Here is a 20835-nt window from a genome sequence, read left to right as displayed (position 1 = left end):
GCACATAATTTTCGCCTCCCGTCTCTCCCATCGCTTTAAACGATCAACACCATTGGGACGCTGGTCATTAGCCAGCGAACGGTATTCCTATGCCCAGTTTTCGCGAGGACGCTCTCCGCCGCATCCGGCAAGACGGTGATTTCGACGCCGTCGTCATCGGTGGCGGTATCAACGGCATCGCAGCCTATCGCGATCTCGCCTTGCAGGGGCTGCGGGTGCTCCTGGTCGAACGCAATGATTTTTCCTCCGGCTGCAGCGCAGCACCCTCGCGCATGATTCATGGCGGTCTGCGTTATCTTGAAAATGGCGAATTCGGCCTCGTGGCGGAATCCTTGCGCGAGCGCGATGCTCTTTTGACGCTCGCGCCGCATATGGTGCAGCCGCTGCCGACGACGATCCCGATTTTTTCGATGTTTAGCGGCCTGTTCAATGCGGCGGCGACGTTTTTCGGCTCCGGCGGCAAACCCGCAAGCCGGGGAGCGCTCGCCATCAAGGCGGGCCTTACCCTCTATGATTTCGTCACCCGCAAGAACCGCATCCTGCCCCGCCATGAATTTCGCGGCGCCGACAAGACGCTGAAGCGTTGGCCGGGTCTGACGCCTGACATCCGATATTCGGCCACCTACTACGATGCATGGATAAGCCAGCCGGAGCGGCTTGCACTGGAACTGCTGATCGATACCTCGGCAGATGCGCCGCAAAGCATCGCGCTCAACTATGCGGAGCTTATCCGCAACGGCAACGAATATCATCTCCGGGCAGAGGAAACGGATGAAATGCTGCCCATCCGGCCGCGCATCATCGTCAACGCCACGGGGGCATGGATCGACGAGACGATCAGCACGCTTTCCGCCGCCCCGGCCGCGGAGAAGCAGAAACCGACCGTTTCCGGCACCAAGGGGTCACATCTCATCATCGCCAATGATGCGCTCCTCAAGGCGCTGAACGGCCACATGATCTTCTTTGAAAATGCCGACAATCGCGTCTGCATCCTCTTTCCTTATCTCGGTCGGGTTCTTGCAGGGTCAACCGATATCAAGGTGGACCGCCCCGAACGGGTGCGATGCGAGCCGGAGGAGCGGGACTATATTCTCGAAGCGGTTGCCCAGGTGTTTCCGGACATTACCGTCGATCCCTCGGACATTGTCTTCAGTTTCAGCGGCATACGCCCGCTGCCGCGCAGCGATGCCGCTTTTACCGGTAGAATTTCCCGTAGCCATTTTATCCACCGTGTCGCCGGCGATCCGCCACAGCTTTGCATGATCGGCGGCAAGTGGACGACCTTCAGGGCTTTCGGCGAACAGGTGAGCGATGAGGTTCTGGCCTTTCTAGGGCGCAAGCGGCTGACCGGCACGATGAACCGCCCTATTGGTGGCGGCAGGAACTTCCCCACGGGTGCAGGGCGCCTGCCCGCTTTGCTGTCGGAGCAGTCTTTTATCGACCGGCGCCGGGCGGAACATCTCGCCCTGGCCTATGGCTCCCGTGCCTTCGAATTGATGGGCTTTTGCCGGGGACGAGCGGATGACGCGCCGCTTTCGGAAAAATCGCCGGTAACGGCCGCGGAAGTCCTCTGGCTGATCCGCTCAGAACATGTGCGGCACCTGACGGACCTCATTCTGCGGCGCACGACACTCGCCATCACCGGCCTCATCGATGCCGGTCTGATCGACGTCATCCTCGATGTTGCCGCGCGCGAACTGGGCTGGTCATCCACCCGTGCCGCAGTGGAGCGGCAGCGGCTCATTGAGGAGCTGGAGACTTTTTACGGGGTCACCCCGGTAATGCTTCAACACAGATGCAAGGAGAATGCATGATGATGCGGATTTCGAAAAAGGCGCGCATGAACCGGCTGTTCCGCAATGGCGGTTGCCTTGATGTGGCCATCGATCACGGGGTTTGCAACGAGCCGAGCTTCCTCGTCGGGCTGGAGGATATGGCGCAGACGGTCGAGAAGCTGGTGGAAGCGCGTCCCGATGCGATCCAGATGACCTATGGGCAGGCGGATCTGCTGCAGCAGAGACCGGAGCGCGACAAGCCGGCCCTCGTCATGCGCATCGATATGGGCAATCCCTATAATTCCACCCGTCACAGAACCATGTGGTCGCAGCTTCAGAATTATCATGACCCGATCATCGGTGCGCTGGAGATGGATGCGGCCTGCGTCGTCGTCAATCTGTTCATGCTGCCGGATGAGCCGGAACTGTTCCGCCAATGCGTCGAGAATATCAGCCGGGTGCGGGCCGATTGCCACCGTTTCGGCATGCCGCTGATGATCGAGCCGCTGGTGATGCTGCCCAATGACGTGCGCGGCGGGTACCAGGTGGATGGCGACGCCGAGAAGATCGTCACGCTGGTGCGTCTTGCCTCGGAAATGGGAGCCGATATCATCAAGGCCGATCCGACCAGCAACCCGCAGGATTTCCACAGGGTGATCGAGGCAGCGCGTTGCCCGGTGCTGGTGCGGGGCGGAGGACGTGAGGACTTGCGCAATGTGCTGGCAAAATCGGCGGCCTTGATGGCGGAGGGCGCGAACGGGATGGTCTATGGCCGCAACATCTATCAGCATGACAATCCCAAGGCCGTGGTCGCGGCCTTGATGGCCATCATCCATCAGGGTGCGAGCGGCGAAGAGGCATGGGACATCTATAATCGTGGCTGAGAAAAATCATATATTGGGTCTCGATGTCGGCAACACGGTCATCAAGGCGGTGCTGTTCGACACGGCGGGCCGGCAGATCGCCCAGCACGCCATCGACGGACATTCGACATTCCCGCAGCCCGGCTACGTCGAGCGCGATCTTGAGGAATTGTGGCGGAACGGCTGTGAGGCGATCCGCCAGCTTCTGGTTAAATCGGCGGTCGATCCCCGCAGCATCGCGGCGGTGGGCTGTGCCGGCCATGGCAATGGCCTCTACCTTCTGGATAAAGAACAGCAACCGCTCCTCGGCATCCAGTCGCTCGACAGCCGCGCCGCCGATGTGGCGGCAGAGCTTGATCGAAAAAGCGGAGCCCTGCTGCAGGCCCGTTGCCTGCAGCGGCCGTGGCCAGCGCAGACGCCCACCCTTCTGGCCTGGGTGAAACGACATGCACCCGATCTCTATGCGCAGACCGGCACGGTGCTGTTCTGCAAGGACTTCGTCAATTTCCGCCTGACGGGCTGCCTTGCCAACGATATTTCCGATCTCAGCGGCGCGGGGCTGCTGGCCCTGCCGGAAGCGCGGCTCGACCGCGAACTCCTGTCACTTTACGGCCTCGAAGATGCCTTGGCGTTCTTCCCCCGCCTCGTGGAATCGGCCGATATTGTCGGCCAGGTGACGCGGGAGGCTGCCGGCCTGACCGGGCTTTCCGAAGGCACGCCGGTCATTGGCGGTTTCTTCGATGTCGTTTCCAGCGCCATGGGTTCGGGCGTCATCAATGCCGGGGAGGCATCCATCATCGCTGGCACCTGGAGCATCAATCAGGTCTTTGCGGACAGGCCGGTCATCAGTCCGGATGTCTTCATGGTCACGACCTTTGGCCGTGACCGTTATGTCAACATCGAATCCAGCGCCACCTCCGCCGCCAACCTCGAATGGTATGTGCATCGTGTTCGTGCGGATCATGGCGAACATGCCTTCGAGCGCTGCAACGGGTTGGTCGGCTCCGTCAAGCCGCGTGCCGACGATCCGTTTTTTCACCCCTTCATCTTCGGCTCGCGGCTGGGAGCAGAATTCCGCGGCGGCTTTTACGGCCTCGCCGGCTGGCATGGCGAAGGTCATATGGTGCGGGCCCTGTTTGAAGGGGTGTGTTTCGAGCATCGCCGCCATATCGGCGTCCTGCGGGATGCGGGGCTGCCGGTCGAAAGTGCGGTCATGTCCGGTGGTGGTTCCCGCAGCCAGCATTGGCCACAGATCATGGCGGATGTTCTGGAAATCCCCCTTCGCGTTGCCGAAGCCCGCGAGACGGGCGCGCTCGGTGCGGCGATCGGTGCAGCCGTGGCGACGGGGCTTTATCCGGGCTATGAGGAGGCCGTCGCGGCGATGACGCGCGTGGCGAATGCCTATCGGCCGGACGCCGCGCAGGTCTCGCACTACAGGCGGCGCTACGGCCTCTACGCGCAATTGACCGAGCAGCTGCGCGGGTTCTGGAGTGCTTTGCGCTTGCCATGAGAATGCAGGGCTTCAGCGGTGTCGATCGCGTGTACCGTATCGCTCCGCAAGAACCCTCACTCACCAATGCTGAAGCGCCGTCCGGATTGAAAGATCATTCGGGTCGTGGCCGGACGAAGCGTTGTTCCAGAACCTCGCTTCCCCATTGGCTACCCGGATGCTCCTCCGTGCATGCAAAACCATGGGCTTCGTAAAGATGCCGTGCGGCCAAAAGGCCGTTGAATGTCCAAAGATGGGTTTCGGCAAAGCCCTTTTCATCGGCAAAGGCCAGTGCGGCCGCCAGCAGCCCGCGTCCGACACCACCGCCGCGCACGCCGTCATCGACGATGAACCAGCGCAGATGGGCGACATCCGCTCCGAGATCCTCGCCATCGATGGCAATGGAGCCGATGATCTCTTCGCCGCGCATTGCGACCCAGATTGCGTTTTGCGGGTTTTCAAGCCGATTGCAAAAGGAGGCGAGGCCTTCGGCGACGACGGATTCGAAACGTTGCCCGAAACCGGATGTCCGGGCGTAATAAAGCGCATGCATCTGCGTGATGCGGGCGATGAGGCCGGGCCTGTACCCTTCAACGATCTCTATGCCGGTAGCAGCGGCCTTGACCCGGTTGCCCAACGCGTCTGCGTAAAGACGAAGCCCTTCGTGGATCGTCTGGGCATCCGCGGACGAAAGCTGCGTCAGGGCGCCCGACACCTGCCGGTTCGCGAAGCCGTGAATGGCGCTGACCCGCTCCCGCCCCTGTTCCGTGAGGCGCAGCCGCTTGATGCGGCTATCCTTTTCATCCGCTTCTTCGAGAATATCACTCGAGATGACGAGTTTGCGGAGCATGCGGCTGACGCTTGATTTTTCAAGCCGTAGCAATTTTCCCAGGTCCCGCGCCGTGATGCCGGGGCATGCCTCGATTTCGATCAGGGCATGCACGGCTGAAGGCGGCAAATCGGTGCCGGCAAAATCTCCCCCCATGAAACCGAGTTCGCGCACAAGCCGGCGTGAGGTGGAGCGTATGTCATTTATGGGAAAGGGTTGCTGGTACACGTTCAATCCATTATGGTTGCATGATGCAACCATAATCATATTTCATCTGACTTGCCAAGATTGCGGCTGCGTAAAATACTGGCGTTCTCCGCGAAAGCGGGCAATCCGCCCTTCGGGACACTTAAATTGCGATTATCGGAAAGATGATGTTCTCTGAGATCGCGCTTCGCGATAGTTGATTATCCGGCTATGGAGAAGGCATGCCTGACACGCCACGATTTTTCCGCTACGCCGTTTTGGCCGCAATGTTTCCTGTCGCATTCATGGGCCTGGTGGGAACGCCGAATGAATATCGTGCTGTCGGCATCGAGGCCGTCGATTGCGACGGGCCCATGTCCGTCCTGATTGCTGCCGTACCGGCACTTGCGGTCTACGCAATCATCGGCTGGATGTTTCTCTCCGGCGTCAGGCGCCATCGTTCACTGATTTCCGCGGGTTTTTGCGGATTGGTGTGCCTCGCGCTCGTCTGGAACATCGGCGCTGCGCTTCAGGAACATTGGCAAAATGCGGCGGACACGGCATGCGGCTCCAGCGCTCGATTGTGACCGCGTCGCGCCCTGAACGCTCCTTCGTATCCGTCCCTCAGCGGAACCTGAGATTTTGCCGCGTGAGCTGATCAACGGTGGTGCAGCCCATCAGCTTCATGCCGCGCTCAATTTCGATACGCATCAATTCGAGCGCCCTTTCAACTCCGGGCTGCCCGGCAGCGGCGAGCGGGAAAAGGTAATAGCGGCCAAGCCCCACGGCTTTTGCACCCAGAGACAGCGCTTTCAGAACATGGGTGCCGCGCTGGACGCCACCATCCATCATCACGTCAATCCGGTCGCCGACCGCATCGACGATTTCAGCCAGCTGGTCGAAGGCGCTGCGGGAACCATCGAGCTGGCGTCCGCCGTGATTGGAGAGCACGATGCCGCTGCAGCCGATCTCGACCGCGCGCCGGGCGTCGTCCACCGACATGATCCCCTTCAGGCAGAAAGGGCCGACCCATTCGCGCACCATCTGCGCCACGTCGTCCCAGTTCATGGAGGGGTCGAGCATATCGGTGAAATAGCGGCTGATCGAGAGAGCGCCACCATCCATTTTGATGTGGTCGTCGAGCTGCGGCAGGCTGAAGCGCTCATGCGTCAGGTAATTGATGCCCCAGGCCGGTTTGATGGCGAATTGCGCAATTCCCGAAAGATTGAGCTTGAAGGGAATGGCAAAGCCGGTGCGCTTGTCGCGCTCGCGGTTTCCGCCCGTGATGCTGTCGACGGTCAGCATCATCGTCTCAACGCCGGCGGTCTTGGCACGCGCCATCATATCGCGGTTGAGGCCACGATCCTTGTGGAAATAGAACTGATAGACCTGTGGGCCGCCGCTGATCCGGCGCGCTTCCTCGAGGCTGGTGGTGCCGAGCGAGGAGACGCCGAACATCGTGCCGTATTTTCCCGCTGCTGCCGCGACCGCGCGCTCGCCCTGATGGTGGAAGAGGCGTTGCAGCGCCGTCGGGGAACAATAGACCGGCATCGACAGCTTCTGCCCCATGACGGTGACCGACATGTCCACATCCGCCACGCCCCGCAGTACATCGGGAACGAGATCGCAATTTTCGAAGGCGGCCGTGTTTCGCCGATACGTCACCTCGTCATCGGCCGCGCCGTCTATGTAGTTGAAGATCGGGCCGGGGAGACGCTGTTTGGCCATGCGGCGAAAATCGTGGAAATTATAGCAGTCTTTAAGTTGCATCTGTTGCTCGACCGGTCCGGTTTGAACGCTTTCAAAAGATTGTCGGAAACCTATACCGGGGATTTGGGCCGGGCAATCATGCTGCCGACGATTTTCGCAGGTTCAAAGCGATGAATGCCCCGGAAAGGAATGGCAGGAACTGTTCTGCACCGAGGCGTTTGGCCGAAAGCCACCGGCTAGGCAGAGCCGGCAAGCTGCTCCCTCGACACGGCGTAAAGGGCTTTGCCCGTATCAAAAAAACTTTCGATATTGCCGATCGTCGTGTCGGCAATGTTTTTGAGGGCTTCCTGCGTGAAGAAACCCTGATGGCCGGTCACCAGAACATTGGGGAAGGTCAGCAGTCGCGCGAAGACATCGTCGCGCAGCACGTCATTGGAAAGGTCCTCGAAAAAGAGATCGGCTTCCTCTTCATAGACATCGATGCCGAGGCTGCCGATCGTGCCGTCTTTCAAACCCGCAATCGCAGCCCGCGTGTCGATGATGGCGCCGCGGCTGGTATTGATAAGCATCACGCCTTTCTTGAGAAGGGGCAGCGTTTCCCTGCGGATCAGGTGCCGGGTCTCCGGTGTGAGCGGGCACATCAGCGCGAGAACATCCGATGTCCGGAACAGCTCCTCGCGCATGACGTAACTCATGCCCAGCGCCTCGCAATCGGGATTTGGCCGAAGATCGTGGCCGATGAGGCGGCAGCCGAAGCCAGCGGCAATACGCGCGAAAATCGCGCCGATCTTGCCCGTGCCGACGATGCCGACCGTCTTGCCATGGAGATCGAAACCCAGCAGGCCGTCAAGGGCGAAGTTTCCTTCGCGGACGCGGTTATAGGCGCGGTGGATCTTGCGGTTGAGCGACAGGATGAGCGCCATGGTATGTTCGGCGACCGCATAGGGCGAATAGGCCGGCACCCTCGCAACGGTGAGGCCAAACGTTTCGGCGGCGGCGAGATCGACCTGATTGAAACCGGCGCAGCGCAGGGCAACGAGCCGCACGCCCATTTCCGTAAGCTTTTCGAGCACCGGCCGCGACAGGTCGTCATTGACGAAGGCGCAGATCGCCGCCGCCCCGTCTGCCAGCGCCACAGTTTCCGATGACAGGCGCGCGTCGCAATATTGCATCGACATGCCGGGGCTTGCCGCCCCGTCAAGGAACTGCCTGTCATAGGGCTTGGCGCTGTAGACCACGATCCGCATCTGTTTCTCCAGTCTCCAAACGAAAGCTGCCGTTACAGGGCGATGTGTCCGGCGGGCGCCTCAGCTGCGAAGGCCAGGCGCTTCCTGCCCGGTGCTTTCGACATATTCGGTATATCCGCCGCCATATTGTTGAATACCATCCGGCGTCAGCTCCAGCACCCGGTTGGAAAGGGCGGCCAGGAAGTGGCGGTCGTGCGAAACGAACAGCATCGTGCCTTCATAGTCCGACAGGGCCTTGATCAGCATTTCCTTGGTGTCGAGGTCGAGATGGTTCGTCGGTTCGTCCAGCACCAGGAAATTCGGCGGATCGAACAGCATGGCCGCCATGACGAGACGGGCTTTCTCTCCGCCGGAAAGAACGCGGCAGCGTTTTTCCACATCGTCGCCGGAAAAGCCGAAACAGCCGGCAAGGGCGCGCAGCGGCGCCTGGCCCGCCTTTGGAAAACGTTCCTCCAGCCATTCCAGAATGGTGCTGTCGCCATCCAGGACATCCATGGCGTGCTGGGCGAAATAGCCGAGCTTGACGCTGGCGCCGAGGGTGACATTGCCGGAATCCGGCTCGGCCGTGCCGGTCACCAGTTTCAGCAGGGTCGATTTGCCGGCGCCGTTGACGCCCATGATGCACCAGCGCTCCTTGCGCCGCACCATGAAGTCGAGCTCGCCATAGATGGTGCGGCTGCCATAGGCCTTGTTCACCTTCTTCAGCGCAACGACATCCTCACCCGACCGGGGAGCGGGGGCGAATTCGAAAGCCACCGTCTGGCGCCGTTTCGGCGGCTCGACGCGGTCGATCTTTTCGAGTTTCTTGACGCGGCTCTGTACCTGCGAGGCGTGCGAGGCACGCGCCTTGAAGCGTTCGATGAACTTGATTTCCTTGGCGAGCATGGCCTGCTGGCGCTCGAACTGCGCCTGCTGCTGCTTTTCGTTCTGTGCCCGCTGCTGTTCGTAAAAGCCGTAATCGCCGGAATAGGTCGTGAGGTTGCCGGCATCGATCTCGATGATCTTGGTGACGATACGGTTCATGAATTCGCGGTCATGCGAGGTCATGAGCAGCGCGCCGTCATAGTTCTTCAGGAAGTCTTCGAGCCAGATCAGGCTTTCGAGATCGAGATGGTTCGACGGTTCGTCGAGCAGCATCACATCCGGACGCATGAGGAGAATGCGGGCAAGCGCCACGCGCATCTTCCAGCCGCCGGAGAGTTTTGAAACATCGCCGTCCATCATCTCCTGGCTGAAGCTCAGCCCGTCCAAAACTTCACGGGCGCGGCCTTCCAGCGCGTAGCCATCCAGCTCTTCGTACCGCGCCTGCACTTCGCCGTAACGCTCGATGATGGTGTCCATCTCGTCCATCCGGTCGGGATCGGACATGGCGGCTTCCAATTCGCGAAGTTCTGCTGCCACTTCGCTGACCGGGCCCGCGCCCTCCATGACTTCCGCCACGGCGGAGCGGCCGGACATTTCACCGACATCCTGATCGAAATAACCGACCGTCATACCCTTTTCGACGACGACCTGCCCTTCATCCGGTTGGTCTTCGCCGGTGATCATGCGGAACAGGGTGGTCTTGCCGGCGCCGTTCGGGCCGACAAGGCCGATCTTCTCACCGCGATTGAGCGCGGCGGAGGCCTCGATATAGAGAATGCGGTGGCTGTTCGACTTGCTGATATTTTCGATGCGGATCATGACAGGGCCTATGAATGGGAGCGGCCCTCCTATGCCACGGGCCGCCGCCGCTGTCACCTGTCGTGCTTGTCCTGTCAGCCATGCAGGGAAAACACGCGCTGATAGCCCGGAAGTTTCGGCGCTCGCCGTCAGTTGGTGAGCGTGGCTATGCTGCCGGCGGCCTTGCGGGCGATTTCGCCAAAGGCTGTCACGATCTGCTCCATATTTTCCGGAGCGTAATAATTATCGGCGCTGGAGGCGCAATATTGCAGCAGCGACTTGCCCTTGTCCGGTGCCATGAAGGCGACGCTGAAAATCTTGATCCCGTCCTTTTTGGCGGTCTCGCAGGTGGTACGCACGGCCTGGTCGATGCTGAAATTCCACGCGGCGCTGTTTCCCGTCATTTCGCCATCGGTCATGAGGACGATATAGCGCTCGAAGGATTCATTGCCCTGATCTTTATGGTATTTCGCTTCGTCGGGGTTCGCTTTTTTAAGGGCGTTGTAAGCGGCATTGAGGCTGCTGCGGGCATCCGTGCCACCGGAGGGAAATTCCGGGATCTGTTTGTCGACATAGCTGACAACGCCACTGGTACCCCAGCCGATGGGCTGAGCGTTATAGCTCTCGTGTGTATAGACCGAGGCGCCCGTGCGAACGAGTTCTGAACCACCGCTGGCGGTATAGGTCGGATCAGCCTTGTTCAACGTCGCGACAAGAAAACCAACGGCGGTCTTCAGCGATGTGGCCTTGTTGACATAGCAGGGGGAAGTCTTGGCCAGATTGGGATATTTAATCCAATTATCAGTCGTATAGTTCTGGCACGACGTTTTTTTGGTATCAACCGTATCCGTCTTGAAGGACATCGATCCCGAGCGGTCGAGCGCGAGATACATGGAGATCGGTGCGCCCTTGTTGACGGTGCTTCTTGCGGTGCCGGTCACCGAGAGGTCGAGTGTTGTCACCCCTATGAAGCCGAGCAGCGGATTGAGCTGTATCTGGCGCTTGATCGTCGTCTCGACGGTATAGGTCTTGCCGCGCGCATTTTCCGTTGCCGAGATGATGGTTGGAGAGTTTTGGTCCAGTTCCTTTTTCTCTTGCTCGGTCAGGGTCTTTTCCATCTGGGCCGCAATGAAGGCCTTGGCGATTTCCTTGAGCTGTTCGTCGCTCAGTTCGCCCTTTTTCAGACGAGCCTCGGTGGCCGCTGCAAGAGCTGCAGAATCCGCCGTATTCTGCATGTCCGCTTTCGCCTGCATGACATTCGCAAGCTCCAGGCCGGCACCGGCGACACCCAGCAACACCGGCAGCAGGATGGCCGTCATCATGCCGAAATTGCCGCTCGTATCGGCAAGAAAACGGCGCTTGAGTTTGTGAGGTGCGGAAGCGGTCATGACGGGCTCACCGATTGGAAATATTAGATTGAGCGCAGGAGACCCGCAAACGATGTAAAATCCGCTAACACGATGGGTTAAATTTTACGCATCGTTCAATTTGGCGCAGTTTTGAAGTATTTTCCAAGAATTGTTTTGTGCGGTGCCCGCAATAATACACATCGTATCGTTATTGGACGGGGATGACGTCGACGGCCTGTTTTATCTGCTGGTTGCCATAGCTTTTCAAAACGCCGATCACCGGGGCGACATCGGAATAGTCCCGGCCATAACCGACGACGATATGGTCGCTTCCGGCCACGATGTTATTGGTAGGGTCGAGTTCCAGATAGCCGGTTGCCTCGCCGCACCAGATGCGGACCCAGGCATGCATGGCGTCAGCACCTTCCAGCCGCTCCTTGCCTGGCGGAGGAATGGTGCGCAGGAAACCGCTGACATAACCGGCGGGAATGCCGAGGCTGCGCAGCGCCATGATCATGATATGCGAAAAATCCTGGCATACGCCGCGCTTCAGCTTGAAGGCTTCCGACGGTGTCGTATCCACTGTCGTCGCCTCGCCATCATAGGTGAAATCCCCATGGATGCGTTTGCACGTCGCCAGTGCGATTTCGCGAATGGTCATTCCCGGCTTTAACGATTCCCGGGCATAGGCCGAAATTGCCGCGTCCGTGCCTATTCTGGGGCTGGTGCCGATGAAATGGTGCGGCGACTGGAAATCGAGCGACCAGACTTCTGCTAGTTCCTGCGGCAGGCGCGAAAGCTCGGGCGAAAAATCGGCCGTCAGCGCCGGTGCCTCCACCATCACGCGGGCCTGCATGCGGATATCGAGCTTCTCATGCGGGGCCCGCAGATGCACCGAGGTAGCCGATTGATGGAAAAAATCCTCGAAACCGACACGTTCTTCCGGCGCGGGTGAAACATCGATGGAACCGGCAACAAGCCGCTGCCGGCCGGGGATGGAGAGCGGCAGAACGCGGATGATGTGGCGCGCGCCGTGGGCCGGCGTGTCGTAGGTGTAACCCATATGCAGGGAAAGATCGTAAAGCATAGGATTATCCGAGATAGGTCCGGGCCAGAACATCGGAGAGATGTTCCATGTCGGTTTCGAGCTGACGATAGATCGCGCCGTTCATGTTTTCCGGCGTCATCACGGCGAGCCCGGAATGCAGACGCATCGCCTCGCGATAGAAGGGAGACATCTGGCCGTTGACGAAGGCATTTGGAAGCTGCTCCACCTCGGTGCGGATTTCGTTCAGCTGAAACAGGATCGAGCGTGGATTGAGCGGATCGAGTGCAAGAAGATCGGTCACGGTCAGACCCGCCGTATTGACGTTGTAGCGGCGGCGATGGGTCATGACGCTGTCGCCGATTTCAAGCAGCATGTCATAGGAACCATCAGGCGCATCCGGTCCGGTCATATGGCCGAGAAGCCGCGTCATATGCAGGCCGCGTTCGAGATAACGGCCGATTGACAGGAAACGCCAGCCGGTGAAGCGGTACATGTTTTCGTGCACCAGACCGGCAAAGCCCGCAAGCTTGCGCAAGAGGATCGTCATGGCATGGGTGGCGTCATCACCCGGGGCCACCTTGGCGTGGAAACGGCGGGCGGTCTTGGCAAGATCGTTCAGCGCCAGCCAGCCATCCGGAGAAAAGCGGTCGCGAATGTTGCTGGCGGAATAAAGTGCGCTGTTGATGTTGTTGAGCAGGCTTTCCGGCACGGCATCGTTCATCTCCACGTCGAGCGCTTCGAGATACCGCGTCACATGGGCAAGCAGCGGCTGGCGCGGATCGGCGGACTCGGCATAACGTCCGTGCCAGGCGCGCAGGATGCGCAACGCGCCTTCCGAACGTTCGATATAACGCCCGAGCCAGAAGAGATTATCCGCCGCGCGGCTCGGCAGGCTGCCCGGCATATTGCGAATAAAGCTCTCTTCTGCCGGCAGAAGCGTGGTGCGTTCCACAGGTTTGTCGCTGACGATCCAGACATCCGCCGCGCTGCCACCCGATTGCATGGCGATTGCGGAGACATCGTCACCGCTGCCGATGCGGGCAAAACCGCCCGGCATGATCTGCCAACCATCCTGGGTACGGGCGGCAAAGACACGAAGGCTCATCGGGCGCGGCACGAGCTTGTTGTCGATATAGGCCGGGGTGGTTGAAAGCTTCACCACTTCCTGGCCCACCAGCCTGTGGCCGTCGGAGGCAAGCCAGTCGCTGATCGATTCCTTTGCCGTCTCGCGCAGCGAGGAGCCGAGCACGGATTGGCCGTTATCGTCAAAGAAAGGCAGCCGCGAATAGGCCGGGCCGATGACCATGCCTTCAATATTTCCGGCAACGTGGCGGCGCTCGGATTCCTGTCCGCACCACCAGGTGGCGATCGACGGCAGCTTCAGTTCTTCACCAAGAAGGTGGTGACAGATGCGTGGCATGAAGGCGAGCAGGGCCCGCGTTTCGAGAATGCCGCTACCGAGCGCGTTGACGATGGTAAGCGCCTCATTGCGCAACGCCTGCACCATGCCTGGTGTGCCGATGTGGGAGTGCTGGTTGAGTTCCAGCGGATCCGAATAGGAGGCGTCGAGACGTCGCCACAGCACACCGATCGGGTTCAGCCCGGCCACGGTCCTGACCATGACGCGACCGTTGACGACGGTCAGGTCCTCGCCTTCCAGCAACATGAAACCGAGATAACGGGCGATATAGGCGTGTTCGAAATAGGTCTCGTTGGCGGGACCGGGCGTCAGCACGGCGATCCGGTCGTCGGGATGTTTCCGGTGCGCCTGCAGCGCGTCGCGGAAAGCGCCGAAGAACGAAGCGAGCCGGTGGACGTGGCTCTCGGCATAGATATCGGAAAGGGCGCGGGTGGTCGCTACCCGGTTTTCGAGCGCGAAACCTGCGCCGGAAGGCGCCTGTGTGCGGTCGGCCAGCACCCACCAGTTGCCGTCCGGGCCACGGCCGATCTCGAAGGAGCAGAAATGCAGATAGTGGCCGCTTGCCGGTTTCACGCCGACCATGGGCCTCAGATATTCCGGATTGGAGGCGATCAGCGCCGGCGGCACGTAACCTTCCTTCACCAGCCGGTTTTCGCCGTAAAAATCGGCGACCATGGCTTCCAGAAGATTGGCGCGCTGTTTCAGCCCTTCCGAAAGAACCGCCCATTCCCTGTCGTCGATCAGCACCGGAATATGTGAGATCGGCCAGTTTCTTTCGCTGCTGCCCTTGCCATAGTCGCGGTAGAAGACGCCGGCATCGCGCAGGTAACGGTCGGTGCGGGCAAAACGCTCATGCAGCTCCCGCTCCGACATGCGTGACAGGGCGTCCAGCAGGGTCTTCCAGACCGGCCTCACCTTGCCGCTGGTATCCAGCATTTCGTCGGCAACGCCCGGCAGGGGGGAATATTCAAGCCCGCGCGGTTGCGCGCTCGTTTCCGTCTTGCGTTCCGTTGCCGGGGCTTTGGACAATTTACACTCCGTAAGGCCGGCGCAGATCAAGCGTCAGCGGAAATTCTGGCGACACGGTTTCCGCCGCAAGCGGATATTGCCCTGCCGTATGTCCCCATGGTTCGAAACGGGCGAGGCGGCGTGCCTCGGCCTCATTGCCGTTGACGGGAAACGTCTCGTAATTGCGTCCGCCCGGATGAGCAACATGGTAGATGCATCCGCCGATCGATCGCCTCGACCATGTATCATAAATGTCAAAGGTCAAGGGTGAATTGACGGGAAGGACGGGATGCAGGCCGGAAGCGGGCTGCCAAGCCTTGAAGCGTACGCCGGCCACCGCGACGCTGCGGTTTTCCGTTGGCGTCAGCGGCACGGCGCGGCCGTTGCAGGCCACGGTGTAACGGGCCGGATTGGAGGTCTCCAGCCGCACCTGTAGGCGCTCGACGGAGCTGTCGACATAACGCACGGTGCCGCCGATGGCGCCCTGTTCACCCATCACATGCCAGGGCTCCAGCGCCTGGCGCAGTTCCAGCTTCGCGCCCTCATATTCCACCTCTCCGAAGAAGGGGAAACGGAATTCCTGCTGGGCGGTGAACCATTCCGGTTTCACGTCGAAGCCGTTTTCCCGGAGATCGGCGAGCACATCCATGAAATCCGCCCAGATATAATGCGGCAGCATGAAACGGTCCGCGAGTGCGGTTCCCCAGCGCACGAATTTGCCGGCGGCCGGATTTTTCCAGAAGCGGGCAATCAGCGCGCGCACCAGCAATTGCTGGGCGAGCGACATGCGGGCATTCGGCGGCATCTCAAAGCCACGGAATTCCACCAGCCCGAGACGTCCGGTCGGTCCATCAGGGGAGAAAAGCTTGTCGATGCAGATTTCGGCGCGGTGAGTATTGCCTGTCACATCCGTCAGCAGGTTGCGGAACAGCCGGTCGACGAGCCATGGCAAAGGCGGAACGCCCCCGCCGGGAGCGGGCACCTGGGCAAGCGCGATTTCCAGCTCGTAGAGACTGTCGTGGCGGGCTTCATCGATGCGTGGTGCCTGGCTGGTCGGGCCGATGAACAGGCCGGAGAACAGATAGGAGAGCGATGGATGCCGCTGCCAGTGTAGAACGAGGCTTTTCAGAAGATCGGGTCGCCGCAGGAAAGGGCTGTCGTTGGGGCTTGCCCCACCCACCACTACATGGTTGCCGCCGCCGGTGCCGGTATGGCGGCCGTCGATCATGAATTTGTCGGCACCGAGACGCGACTGGCGCGCCTCCTCATAGACTGCCGTGGTGATATCGACGCAATCCTTCCAGCTGGAGGCAGGGTGGATGTTGACCTCGATGACACCGGGATCGGGCGCGACACGGATGACATTGATACGCTCGTCATGCGGCGGCGCATAACCCTCGATATGGACCGGAAGTCCAAGCTCGGTGGCGGCCGCTTCCGCCGCGGCGATCAGTTCAAGATAATCCTCGATACGCTCCACCGGCGGCATGAAGACACAAAGCCTTCCATCACGTGGTTCCACCGACAGGGCGGTGCGCACCGCGCCGCCAATTTCGCCGAGCGTCTGCTCGATGCGCTCCTGCCCGGCCCCTTCGCTTGCGTGGAAGGAGGCTTCGGGCATGGCACGGCCCGTAGGCTTCAACACATCGGGAAGAGGTCCCCTCGGGATCGAGGGGTCGGCCTCGTGAATATAGGGATAGGCGGATGGCGGCACATGGGGCAGGGTGCCGAGCGGCAGGCGATAACCCACGGGGCTGTCACCCGGAACGAGAAAAATCTTGCCGCGCCGCGTTTTCCATTTTTCGCTGATCCAGCGTTTGCCGGCGGCGCGCGCATTCCACGCCTGTACCGGCAGTATGTAGCCGGTGGGCGTCGTCAAACCGCGCTCGAAGACGCGGGCGATGCGGTTGCGCTCTTCCGGGTCCTTCAGCTTCGAATTTGACGGATCGACATTGTCAGGCAGGCTGCCTTCCTTGACGATCCACTCGGCCGGATCCTCATAGGCCGGCAGCACCAGCTCCGTATCTATGCCGAGCTGGGTGGCGATGCCGCCCAAGAGCTTCTGCGCATCCTCGGCCTTCACACCGGTGTTGGCACCTTCCTCGGCGATCAGCGCGGGGTTCTGCCAGATCGGCAGGCCGTCCTTTCGCCAGTAGAGTGAGAAGGTCCAGCGCGGCAGGCTTTCGCCCGGATACCATTTGCCCTGCCCGTAATGCAGAAAACCGCCGGGGGCAAAACGTTCGCGCAGGCGGCGGATCAACGTGTCCGCCTTTTCACGTTTCGTTGGCCCCACCGCGCCGGTGTTCCACTCATCGGATTCGAAATCGTCGATGGAAACAAAGGTCGGTTCGCCGCCCATGGTCAGGCGGACGTCATTGGCGTTCAGAACTCCGTCAACCGTTTCGCCGAGCGCGTTGAGATCCTCCCAGCTTTCATCCGAAAAGGGTTTGGTGATGCGCGGTGTCTCGGCAACACGCCGGACCTGCATGTCGAAGGCGAATTCCGTATTGGCATGGCCGAAATAACCGCCGGAAATCGGGGCGGCATTGCGATAATGCGGTGTCGCCGCCAGCGGAATGTGGCTTTCACCCGTCAGAAGCCCGGAGGTCGGGTCGAGGCCGACCCAGCCGGCGCCGGGCATGTAGACCTCGGCCCAGGCGTGCAGATCGGTGAAATCCACCTCGGTGCCCGAGGGACCGTCGAGCGCCTTGAGGTCGGGCGTTAGCTGAATGAGGTATCCCGACACGAAACGGGCGGCGAGGCCGAGATGCCGCAGCACCTGCACCAGCAGCCAGCTGGTGTCGCGGCAGGAGCCTTTGCCGGAAGCGAGCGTCTCCTCCGGCGTCTGGACGCCCGGCTCCATGCGGATAACGTAACCGATCTCCTGTTGCAGGCGAGCATTGAGGCCGACGACCATATCCACCGTCGGCTGCTCCGGGGTCCGGTCGACCGTGGCCATGAAGGCGGCGAGCAACGGGCCGGTCGGCTCCGGCTTCATGTAGATGGAAAGATCGTCGCGCAATTCCTGCGGATAATCGAAGGGCCACTTGGTCGCCTCTTCCTCCACGAAGAAATCGAATGGATTATAAACCGTCATATCGGCGACAAGATCGACCTCGATCTTGAACTCCGTCGCTGGCTCGGGAAAAACGAAGCGGGCGAGGTAATTGCCGTAAGGATCCTGCTGAAGGTTCACGAAGTGATTGGAGGGCGAAACCTTGAGCGAATGGCTGATGACGCGGGTTCTGGAGTGCGAGGCGGGCTTTAATCTGATGATTTGTGGTCCAAGGCGAACCGGATTGTCATATTTATAATGCGTCAGATGATAGATGCTCGCTTTGATCGCCATTAATCTGCCTTGCCCGGTTTTTCCGGTTTATGCGGTTATCCGCCCCTCTGAAATTATCGGGATTTTGTGCAATGCAGGAAAAGAAAGCAAGGATCATTTCCGGGGGTAACTGCATTGTTGGTTGAGGCCGCGATGTCTGCCCGCAGGAAGAATGGCCTGGGGCTTTTTAATCATCGCCGCTCAGATTTCGCCGGGATTGTGGACAAGGTTCAACGGCGTGTTATTGCTTGGCATCGCAAGGCGCAGATTCGCGACCCGCTTTCTTTGCCGATTGACGTTTCGGAATGGAATGAATGGCAACAACGGTGACCGACGACCAGCGCAAGAGCGCGGCGAACCTTTCGGGTTTCGATCTCGATTTTCCGGCGCAGCTGCGGATGATGGGGCGTGCCTTCTGGACGTCGCCGGTGCGCAACCGGCTGATCATGCTGTCGATAGCACTGCTCACGGTCATCTTGCTCACCGCCTATGGGCAGATCAGGCTCAATGAATGGAATGCGCCGTTTTACAACGCGCTGGAGCGGCGCGATCTTGATGCCTTCATTCATCAGCTCGAAGTTTTCGCGATCATCGCCGGGCTGCTGCTTCTCCTCAACGTCATCCAGACATGGCTCAACCAGATGACGGCGCTGAACATGCGCGAGGGTCTTGCCAAGGACATGGTCGATCAATGGTTGAAACCGGGGCGCGCCGCCCGTCTTGCCGGTTTTGGCACGATTGCGATCAATCCGGATCAGCGCCTGCATGACGATGTCCGCAATCTTGCCGAAAGCAGCACGGCGCTTTCGATCGGCCTCGTCAATGCGACGATCCTGCTCGTCAGCTTCATCGGTGTCCTCTGGTCGCTCTCGGCGGGTTTTGCCATCACCATCAGCGGCGATACCTATGCGATCCCCGGCTATATGGTCTGGGCGGCGATTCTTTATGCCGGGTCCGCCTCGCTGCTCAGCAATCTCGTCGGTTACCGGCTGGTGGGGCTGAATGCCGAGCGTTATTCCAAAGAGGCGGAACTGCGCTTTTCCCTGATGCGAGCCAGCGAAAACCTTGCCGCCATTGCCCTTGCACGCGGCGAAAAGAACGAAAGACGGCGGATCGGCATCGATATTGATGCGGTGCTCGGCGTCATCCGCGGGCTCGCCATGGCGCTGACGCATCTGACATGGGTATCGGCCGGTTATGGCTGGCTGGCGGTGGTTGCACCGATCCTGATTGCCGCGCCGGTCTATTTTTCCGGCAACCTCACCTTCGGCGGGCTGATGATGGCCGTCGGTGCCTTCAACCAGGTCAATACGGCGCTGCGCTGGTATATCGACAATTTCGGCCCTATTGCCAGCTGGAAGGCGACCTTGCAGCGCGTCTCGGTGTTCCGCAACGCTCTTATCCAGATGGACAGCGTGGAGCAGCACGGCCTCACGATTGATCTGCAGCGCAGCGCGGAGAATGAAAAAATCCGCCTGCAATCGGTCACCATCTGCCGTGATGCGGGCGGGCAGGACATGGAGCGCGGCTTCCGGTTGCGCGAGAGCGATATCGAGATCGGGCCGGGTGAGCGGCTGATGATCAATGGCGAGCAGGGCGTGAACCGGCGGCTGTTATTTGCTGCCATGGCCGGGCTTTGGCCCTGGGGGCAGGGTAGGATCGAGATGCCCGAACAATCCGACACACTCTTCATTGCCCAGCACGGTTATCTGCCGGCGGGTTCGCTGCGTGAAATCCTGGCCTATCCGCGTGCGCCCCAGCGGTTTACCGATGCGGACTACCTCTCGGCGCTCACCGCATGCGGGCTCGGCGAAATGGTTTCCCGTCTGGATGAAAATATCCGCTGGGACAAGAAGCTGGATTCGGATGAGCAGGCCAGCATCCGTGTTGCCAATGCCCTGCTGCTGAAGCCGAAATTCGTCGTTGTCGACGATTTGCTGGAAGGTCTGGAAAAACAGACACAGGATACGCTGGCGGAGGTTCTGAACGGGATAGACGGTGCGGCGATCGTTTATATCGGCCGGTCGGAGACATTCCTGTCGGTTCTTACCCCGGCTGTGGCCCATCTGGACCACGCTTCACAGAAGTAAATATCGTCAGGCGTGGCCGGCCTGATCGCTTTGGCTTAAAGCCGCAAATGCCATTTGTCCGAGCCGAGCCGTTGCTGCTTGGCAATGCTTATGGTGGTGTCCGGCTCCACCTGCGAACGGAGCGCCAGCGTACCCGTCGCCAGGCTGATGGCGATGATGCTGGCGATCGCCAGTACGATACGGTCGTAGCGCTGCTGTATCGTGTTGTTTCCACTCCAGTCATAGGCCATTCGCACGCCCTCGCGTTTTCTGGAATCGTGCCCCATCATGGTTAACCGAAGCTTACGATTGGCCTGTGATTCCTTGCTGTTTTGGAAGGGCTGCCGCGACAAATCGGCTATTGGCTGATGGGGCGCGGTTGTTTTAAGTCCGGCAGCGGGAGGTTTGTGAAAGGAATTCGAGACATGGACCAGCAACCGCCCGCCGATATGGAACTGACGCTCAGAACGCTTGCCATGCCCGCCGACGCCAATCCGGTCGGCGATATTTTCGGCGGCTGGGTCATGTCGCAGATGGACCTTGCGGCTTTCGTGCGCGCCAATGATGTGGCCGGCGGCCGCACCGTCACCGTGGCGGTCCATGAAATCGTCTTCAAGAAGCCGGTCAAGATCGGCGATACGCTCTGCGTCTACACGCGGATCGAAAAGATCGGCCGCACCTCCGTCACGCTCAAGATCGAGGCCTGGACCCGCAGGCACTATCAGGATTCGCGCGAAAAGGTCACGGAGGCCGTCTTCATCATGGTCGCCGTGGATGAGAATGGCGAGCCACGCCCGGTGCGCAAGGAGGCGTAAGGCCAGCGCCTTTTTCAAAGCAAATTCCAAAGCGCCT

16 protein-coding genes are annotated in these 20835 nt (G+C 60.3%); 7 read left to right on the top strand and 9 right to left on the bottom strand.

Annotated elements, in window-relative coordinates; all coding sequences use genetic code 11:
* The first annotated feature begins 89 nt into the window (after positions 1–89).
* From QD336_RS18200 to QD336_RS18190, 3 genes are read left to right on the top strand one after another with little or no spacing between them, the layout of a single operon-like run.
* Positions 90–1814: a glycerol-3-phosphate dehydrogenase/oxidase gene (locus tag QD336_RS18200; protein ID WP_499171614.1), complete on the top strand. Its 1725-nt coding sequence runs from the start codon at positions 90–92 to the stop codon at positions 1812–1814.
* 2 nt (positions 1815–1816) lie between these two features.
* Entirely contained in the window at positions 1817–2659 is an 843-nt protein-coding gene (locus tag QD336_RS18195; protein ID WP_269346773.1) for a class I fructose-bisphosphate aldolase, read from the top strand.
* On the top strand, positions 2652–4148 hold the full coding sequence (locus QD336_RS18190) for an FGGY-family carbohydrate kinase (RefSeq protein WP_499171613.1): 1497 nt from the start codon (positions 2652–2654) through the stop codon (positions 4146–4148). The genes QD336_RS18195 and QD336_RS18190 overlap by 8 nt, the downstream gene beginning before the upstream one ends.
* A gap of 94 nt (positions 4149–4242) precedes the next feature.
* Here the strand turns inward: QD336_RS18190 and QD336_RS18185 are convergent, their stop codons facing one another.
* Complete coding sequence (locus QD336_RS18185; protein ID WP_499171612.1) at positions 4243–5184, bottom strand: MarR family winged helix-turn-helix transcriptional regulator; 942 nt, start codon at positions 5182–5184, stop codon at positions 4243–4245.
* Positions 5185–5384: 200 nt separating this feature from the next.
* Here QD336_RS18185 and QD336_RS18180 point away from each other — a divergent pair, with 200 nt between their 5' ends.
* On the top strand, positions 5385–5729 hold the full coding sequence (locus tag QD336_RS18180; RefSeq protein WP_499171610.1) for a hypothetical protein: 345 nt from the start codon (positions 5385–5387) through the stop codon (positions 5727–5729).
* 37 nt (positions 5730–5766) lie between these two features.
* Here the strand turns inward: QD336_RS18180 and QD336_RS18175 are convergent, their stop codons facing one another.
* The 7 genes from QD336_RS18175 to QD336_RS18145 form a co-directional block, all read right to left on the bottom strand.
* A complete protein-coding gene (locus tag QD336_RS18175) occupies positions 5767–6912 on the bottom strand; it encodes an alpha-hydroxy acid oxidase (RefSeq protein ID WP_499171608.1) in 1146 nt (381 codons plus the stop codon).
* Between the two features lie 176 nt (positions 6913–7088).
* The gene (locus QD336_RS18170; RefSeq protein ID WP_499171606.1) at positions 7089–8099 is read right to left on the bottom strand and encodes a 2-hydroxyacid dehydrogenase; all 1011 of its coding nucleotides are present in this window, start codon (positions 8097–8099) and stop codon (positions 7089–7091) included.
* A gap of 60 nt (positions 8100–8159) precedes the next feature.
* Positions 8160–9782: an ABC-F family ATP-binding cassette domain-containing protein gene (locus tag QD336_RS18165; protein ID WP_269346434.1), complete on the bottom strand. Its 1623-nt coding sequence runs from the start codon at positions 9780–9782 to the stop codon at positions 8160–8162.
* A gap of 128 nt (positions 9783–9910) precedes the next feature.
* Positions 9911–11149 carry a vWA domain-containing protein gene (locus tag QD336_RS18160; protein WP_499171605.1) on the bottom strand — a complete coding sequence of 413 codons (1239 nt, stop codon included), beginning with the start codon at positions 11147–11149 and terminating at the stop codon, positions 9911–9913.
* Positions 11150–11318: 169 nt separating this feature from the next.
* The gene (locus tag QD336_RS18155) at positions 11319–12197 is read right to left on the bottom strand and encodes a transglutaminase family protein (protein WP_499171603.1); all 879 of its coding nucleotides are present in this window, start codon (positions 12195–12197) and stop codon (positions 11319–11321) included.
* Between the two features lie 4 nt (positions 12198–12201).
* Positions 12202–14607 (bottom strand): circularly permuted type 2 ATP-grasp protein, encoded by a 2406-nt coding sequence (locus QD336_RS18150; RefSeq protein ID WP_499171602.1) that lies wholly within the window; start codon positions 14605–14607, stop codon positions 12202–12204.
* A gap of 1 nt (position 14608) precedes the next feature.
* A complete protein-coding gene (locus tag QD336_RS18145) occupies positions 14609–17935 on the bottom strand; it encodes a transglutaminase family protein (RefSeq protein ID WP_499171601.1) in 3327 nt (1108 codons plus the stop codon).
* A 132-nt stretch (positions 17936–18067) separates the two neighbouring features.
* Between QD336_RS18145 and QD336_RS18140 the strand changes: the two genes are divergently transcribed.
* Together QD336_RS18140 and QD336_RS18135 are read left to right on the top strand one after the other, a co-directional pair.
* The gene (locus QD336_RS18140) at positions 18068–18244 is read left to right on the top strand and encodes a hypothetical protein (protein ID WP_499171600.1); all 177 of its coding nucleotides are present in this window, start codon (positions 18068–18070) and stop codon (positions 18242–18244) included.
* Positions 18229–20004 carry an ABC transporter ATP-binding protein/permease gene (locus tag QD336_RS18135; protein ID WP_499171599.1) on the top strand — a complete coding sequence of 592 codons (1776 nt, stop codon included), beginning with the start codon at positions 18229–18231 and terminating at the stop codon, positions 20002–20004. The genes QD336_RS18140 and QD336_RS18135 overlap by 16 nt, the downstream gene beginning before the upstream one ends.
* A gap of 35 nt (positions 20005–20039) precedes the next feature.
* Here QD336_RS18135 and QD336_RS18130 read toward each other — a convergent pair whose 3' ends face one another.
* Entirely contained in the window at positions 20040–20234 is a 195-nt protein-coding gene (locus tag QD336_RS18130; RefSeq protein WP_499171598.1) for a hypothetical protein, read from the bottom strand.
* Positions 20235–20408: 174 nt separating this feature from the next.
* On the opposite strand from QD336_RS18130, the gene QD336_RS18125 reads away from it, so the two are divergent.
* Positions 20409–20798, top strand: a complete 390-nt coding sequence (locus QD336_RS18125) for an acyl-CoA thioesterase (RefSeq protein ID WP_499171597.1) — start codon at positions 20409–20411, stop codon at positions 20796–20798.
* Positions 20799–20835: the final 37 nt, after the last annotated feature.

This window comes from Rhizobium sp. BR 250, from assembly GCF_047445855.1.
Lineage (GTDB): Bacteria > Pseudomonadota > Alphaproteobacteria > Rhizobiales > Rhizobiaceae > Agrobacterium > Agrobacterium tumefaciens_I.
The sequence above is the reverse complement of the archived record's forward strand: the minus strand, read 5'-3'. Positions and strand labels throughout refer to the sequence as shown.

Excerpts from the sequence above, each read along its gene's own strand:
- QD336_RS18200 (WP_499171614.1), top strand. The coding sequence starts at position 90 with ATGCCCAGTTTTCGCGAGGACGCTCTCCGCCGCATCCGGCAAGACGGT.
- QD336_RS18195 (WP_269346773.1), top strand. The coding sequence starts at position 1,817 with ATGCGGATTTCGAAAAAGGCGCGCATGAACCGGCTGTTCCGCAATGGC.
- QD336_RS18180 (WP_499171610.1), top strand. The coding sequence starts at position 5,385 with ATGCCTGACACGCCACGATTTTTCCGCTACGCCGTTTTGGCCGCAATG.
- QD336_RS18175 (WP_499171608.1), bottom strand. The coding sequence starts at position 6,912 with ATGCAACTTAAAGACTGCTATAATTTCCACGATTTTCGCCGCATGGCC.
- QD336_RS18170 (WP_499171606.1), bottom strand. The coding sequence starts at position 8,099 with ATGCGGATCGTGGTCTACAGCGCCAAGCCCTATGACAGGCAGTTCCTT.
- QD336_RS18165 (WP_269346434.1), bottom strand. The coding sequence starts at position 9,782 with ATGATCCGCATCGAAAATATCAGCAAGTCGAACAGCCACCGCATTCTC.
- QD336_RS18160 (WP_499171605.1), bottom strand. The coding sequence starts at position 11,149 with ATGACCGCTTCCGCACCTCACAAACTCAAGCGCCGTTTTCTTGCCGAT.
- QD336_RS18155 (WP_499171603.1), bottom strand. The coding sequence starts at position 12,197 with ATGCTTTACGATCTTTCCCTGCATATGGGTTACACCTACGACACGCCG.
- QD336_RS18145 (WP_499171601.1), bottom strand. The coding sequence starts at position 17,935 with ATGGCGATCAAAGCGAGCATCTATCATCTGACGCATTATAAATATGAC.
- QD336_RS18140 (WP_499171600.1), top strand. The coding sequence starts at position 18,068 with ATGTCTGCCCGCAGGAAGAATGGCCTGGGGCTTTTTAATCATCGCCGC.
- QD336_RS18135 (WP_499171599.1), top strand. The coding sequence starts at position 18,229 with ATGGCAACAACGGTGACCGACGACCAGCGCAAGAGCGCGGCGAACCTT.
- QD336_RS18130 (WP_499171598.1), bottom strand. The coding sequence starts at position 20,234 with ATGGCCTATGACTGGAGTGGAAACAACACGATACAGCAGCGCTACGAC.
- QD336_RS18125 (WP_499171597.1), top strand. The coding sequence starts at position 20,409 with ATGGACCAGCAACCGCCCGCCGATATGGAACTGACGCTCAGAACGCTT.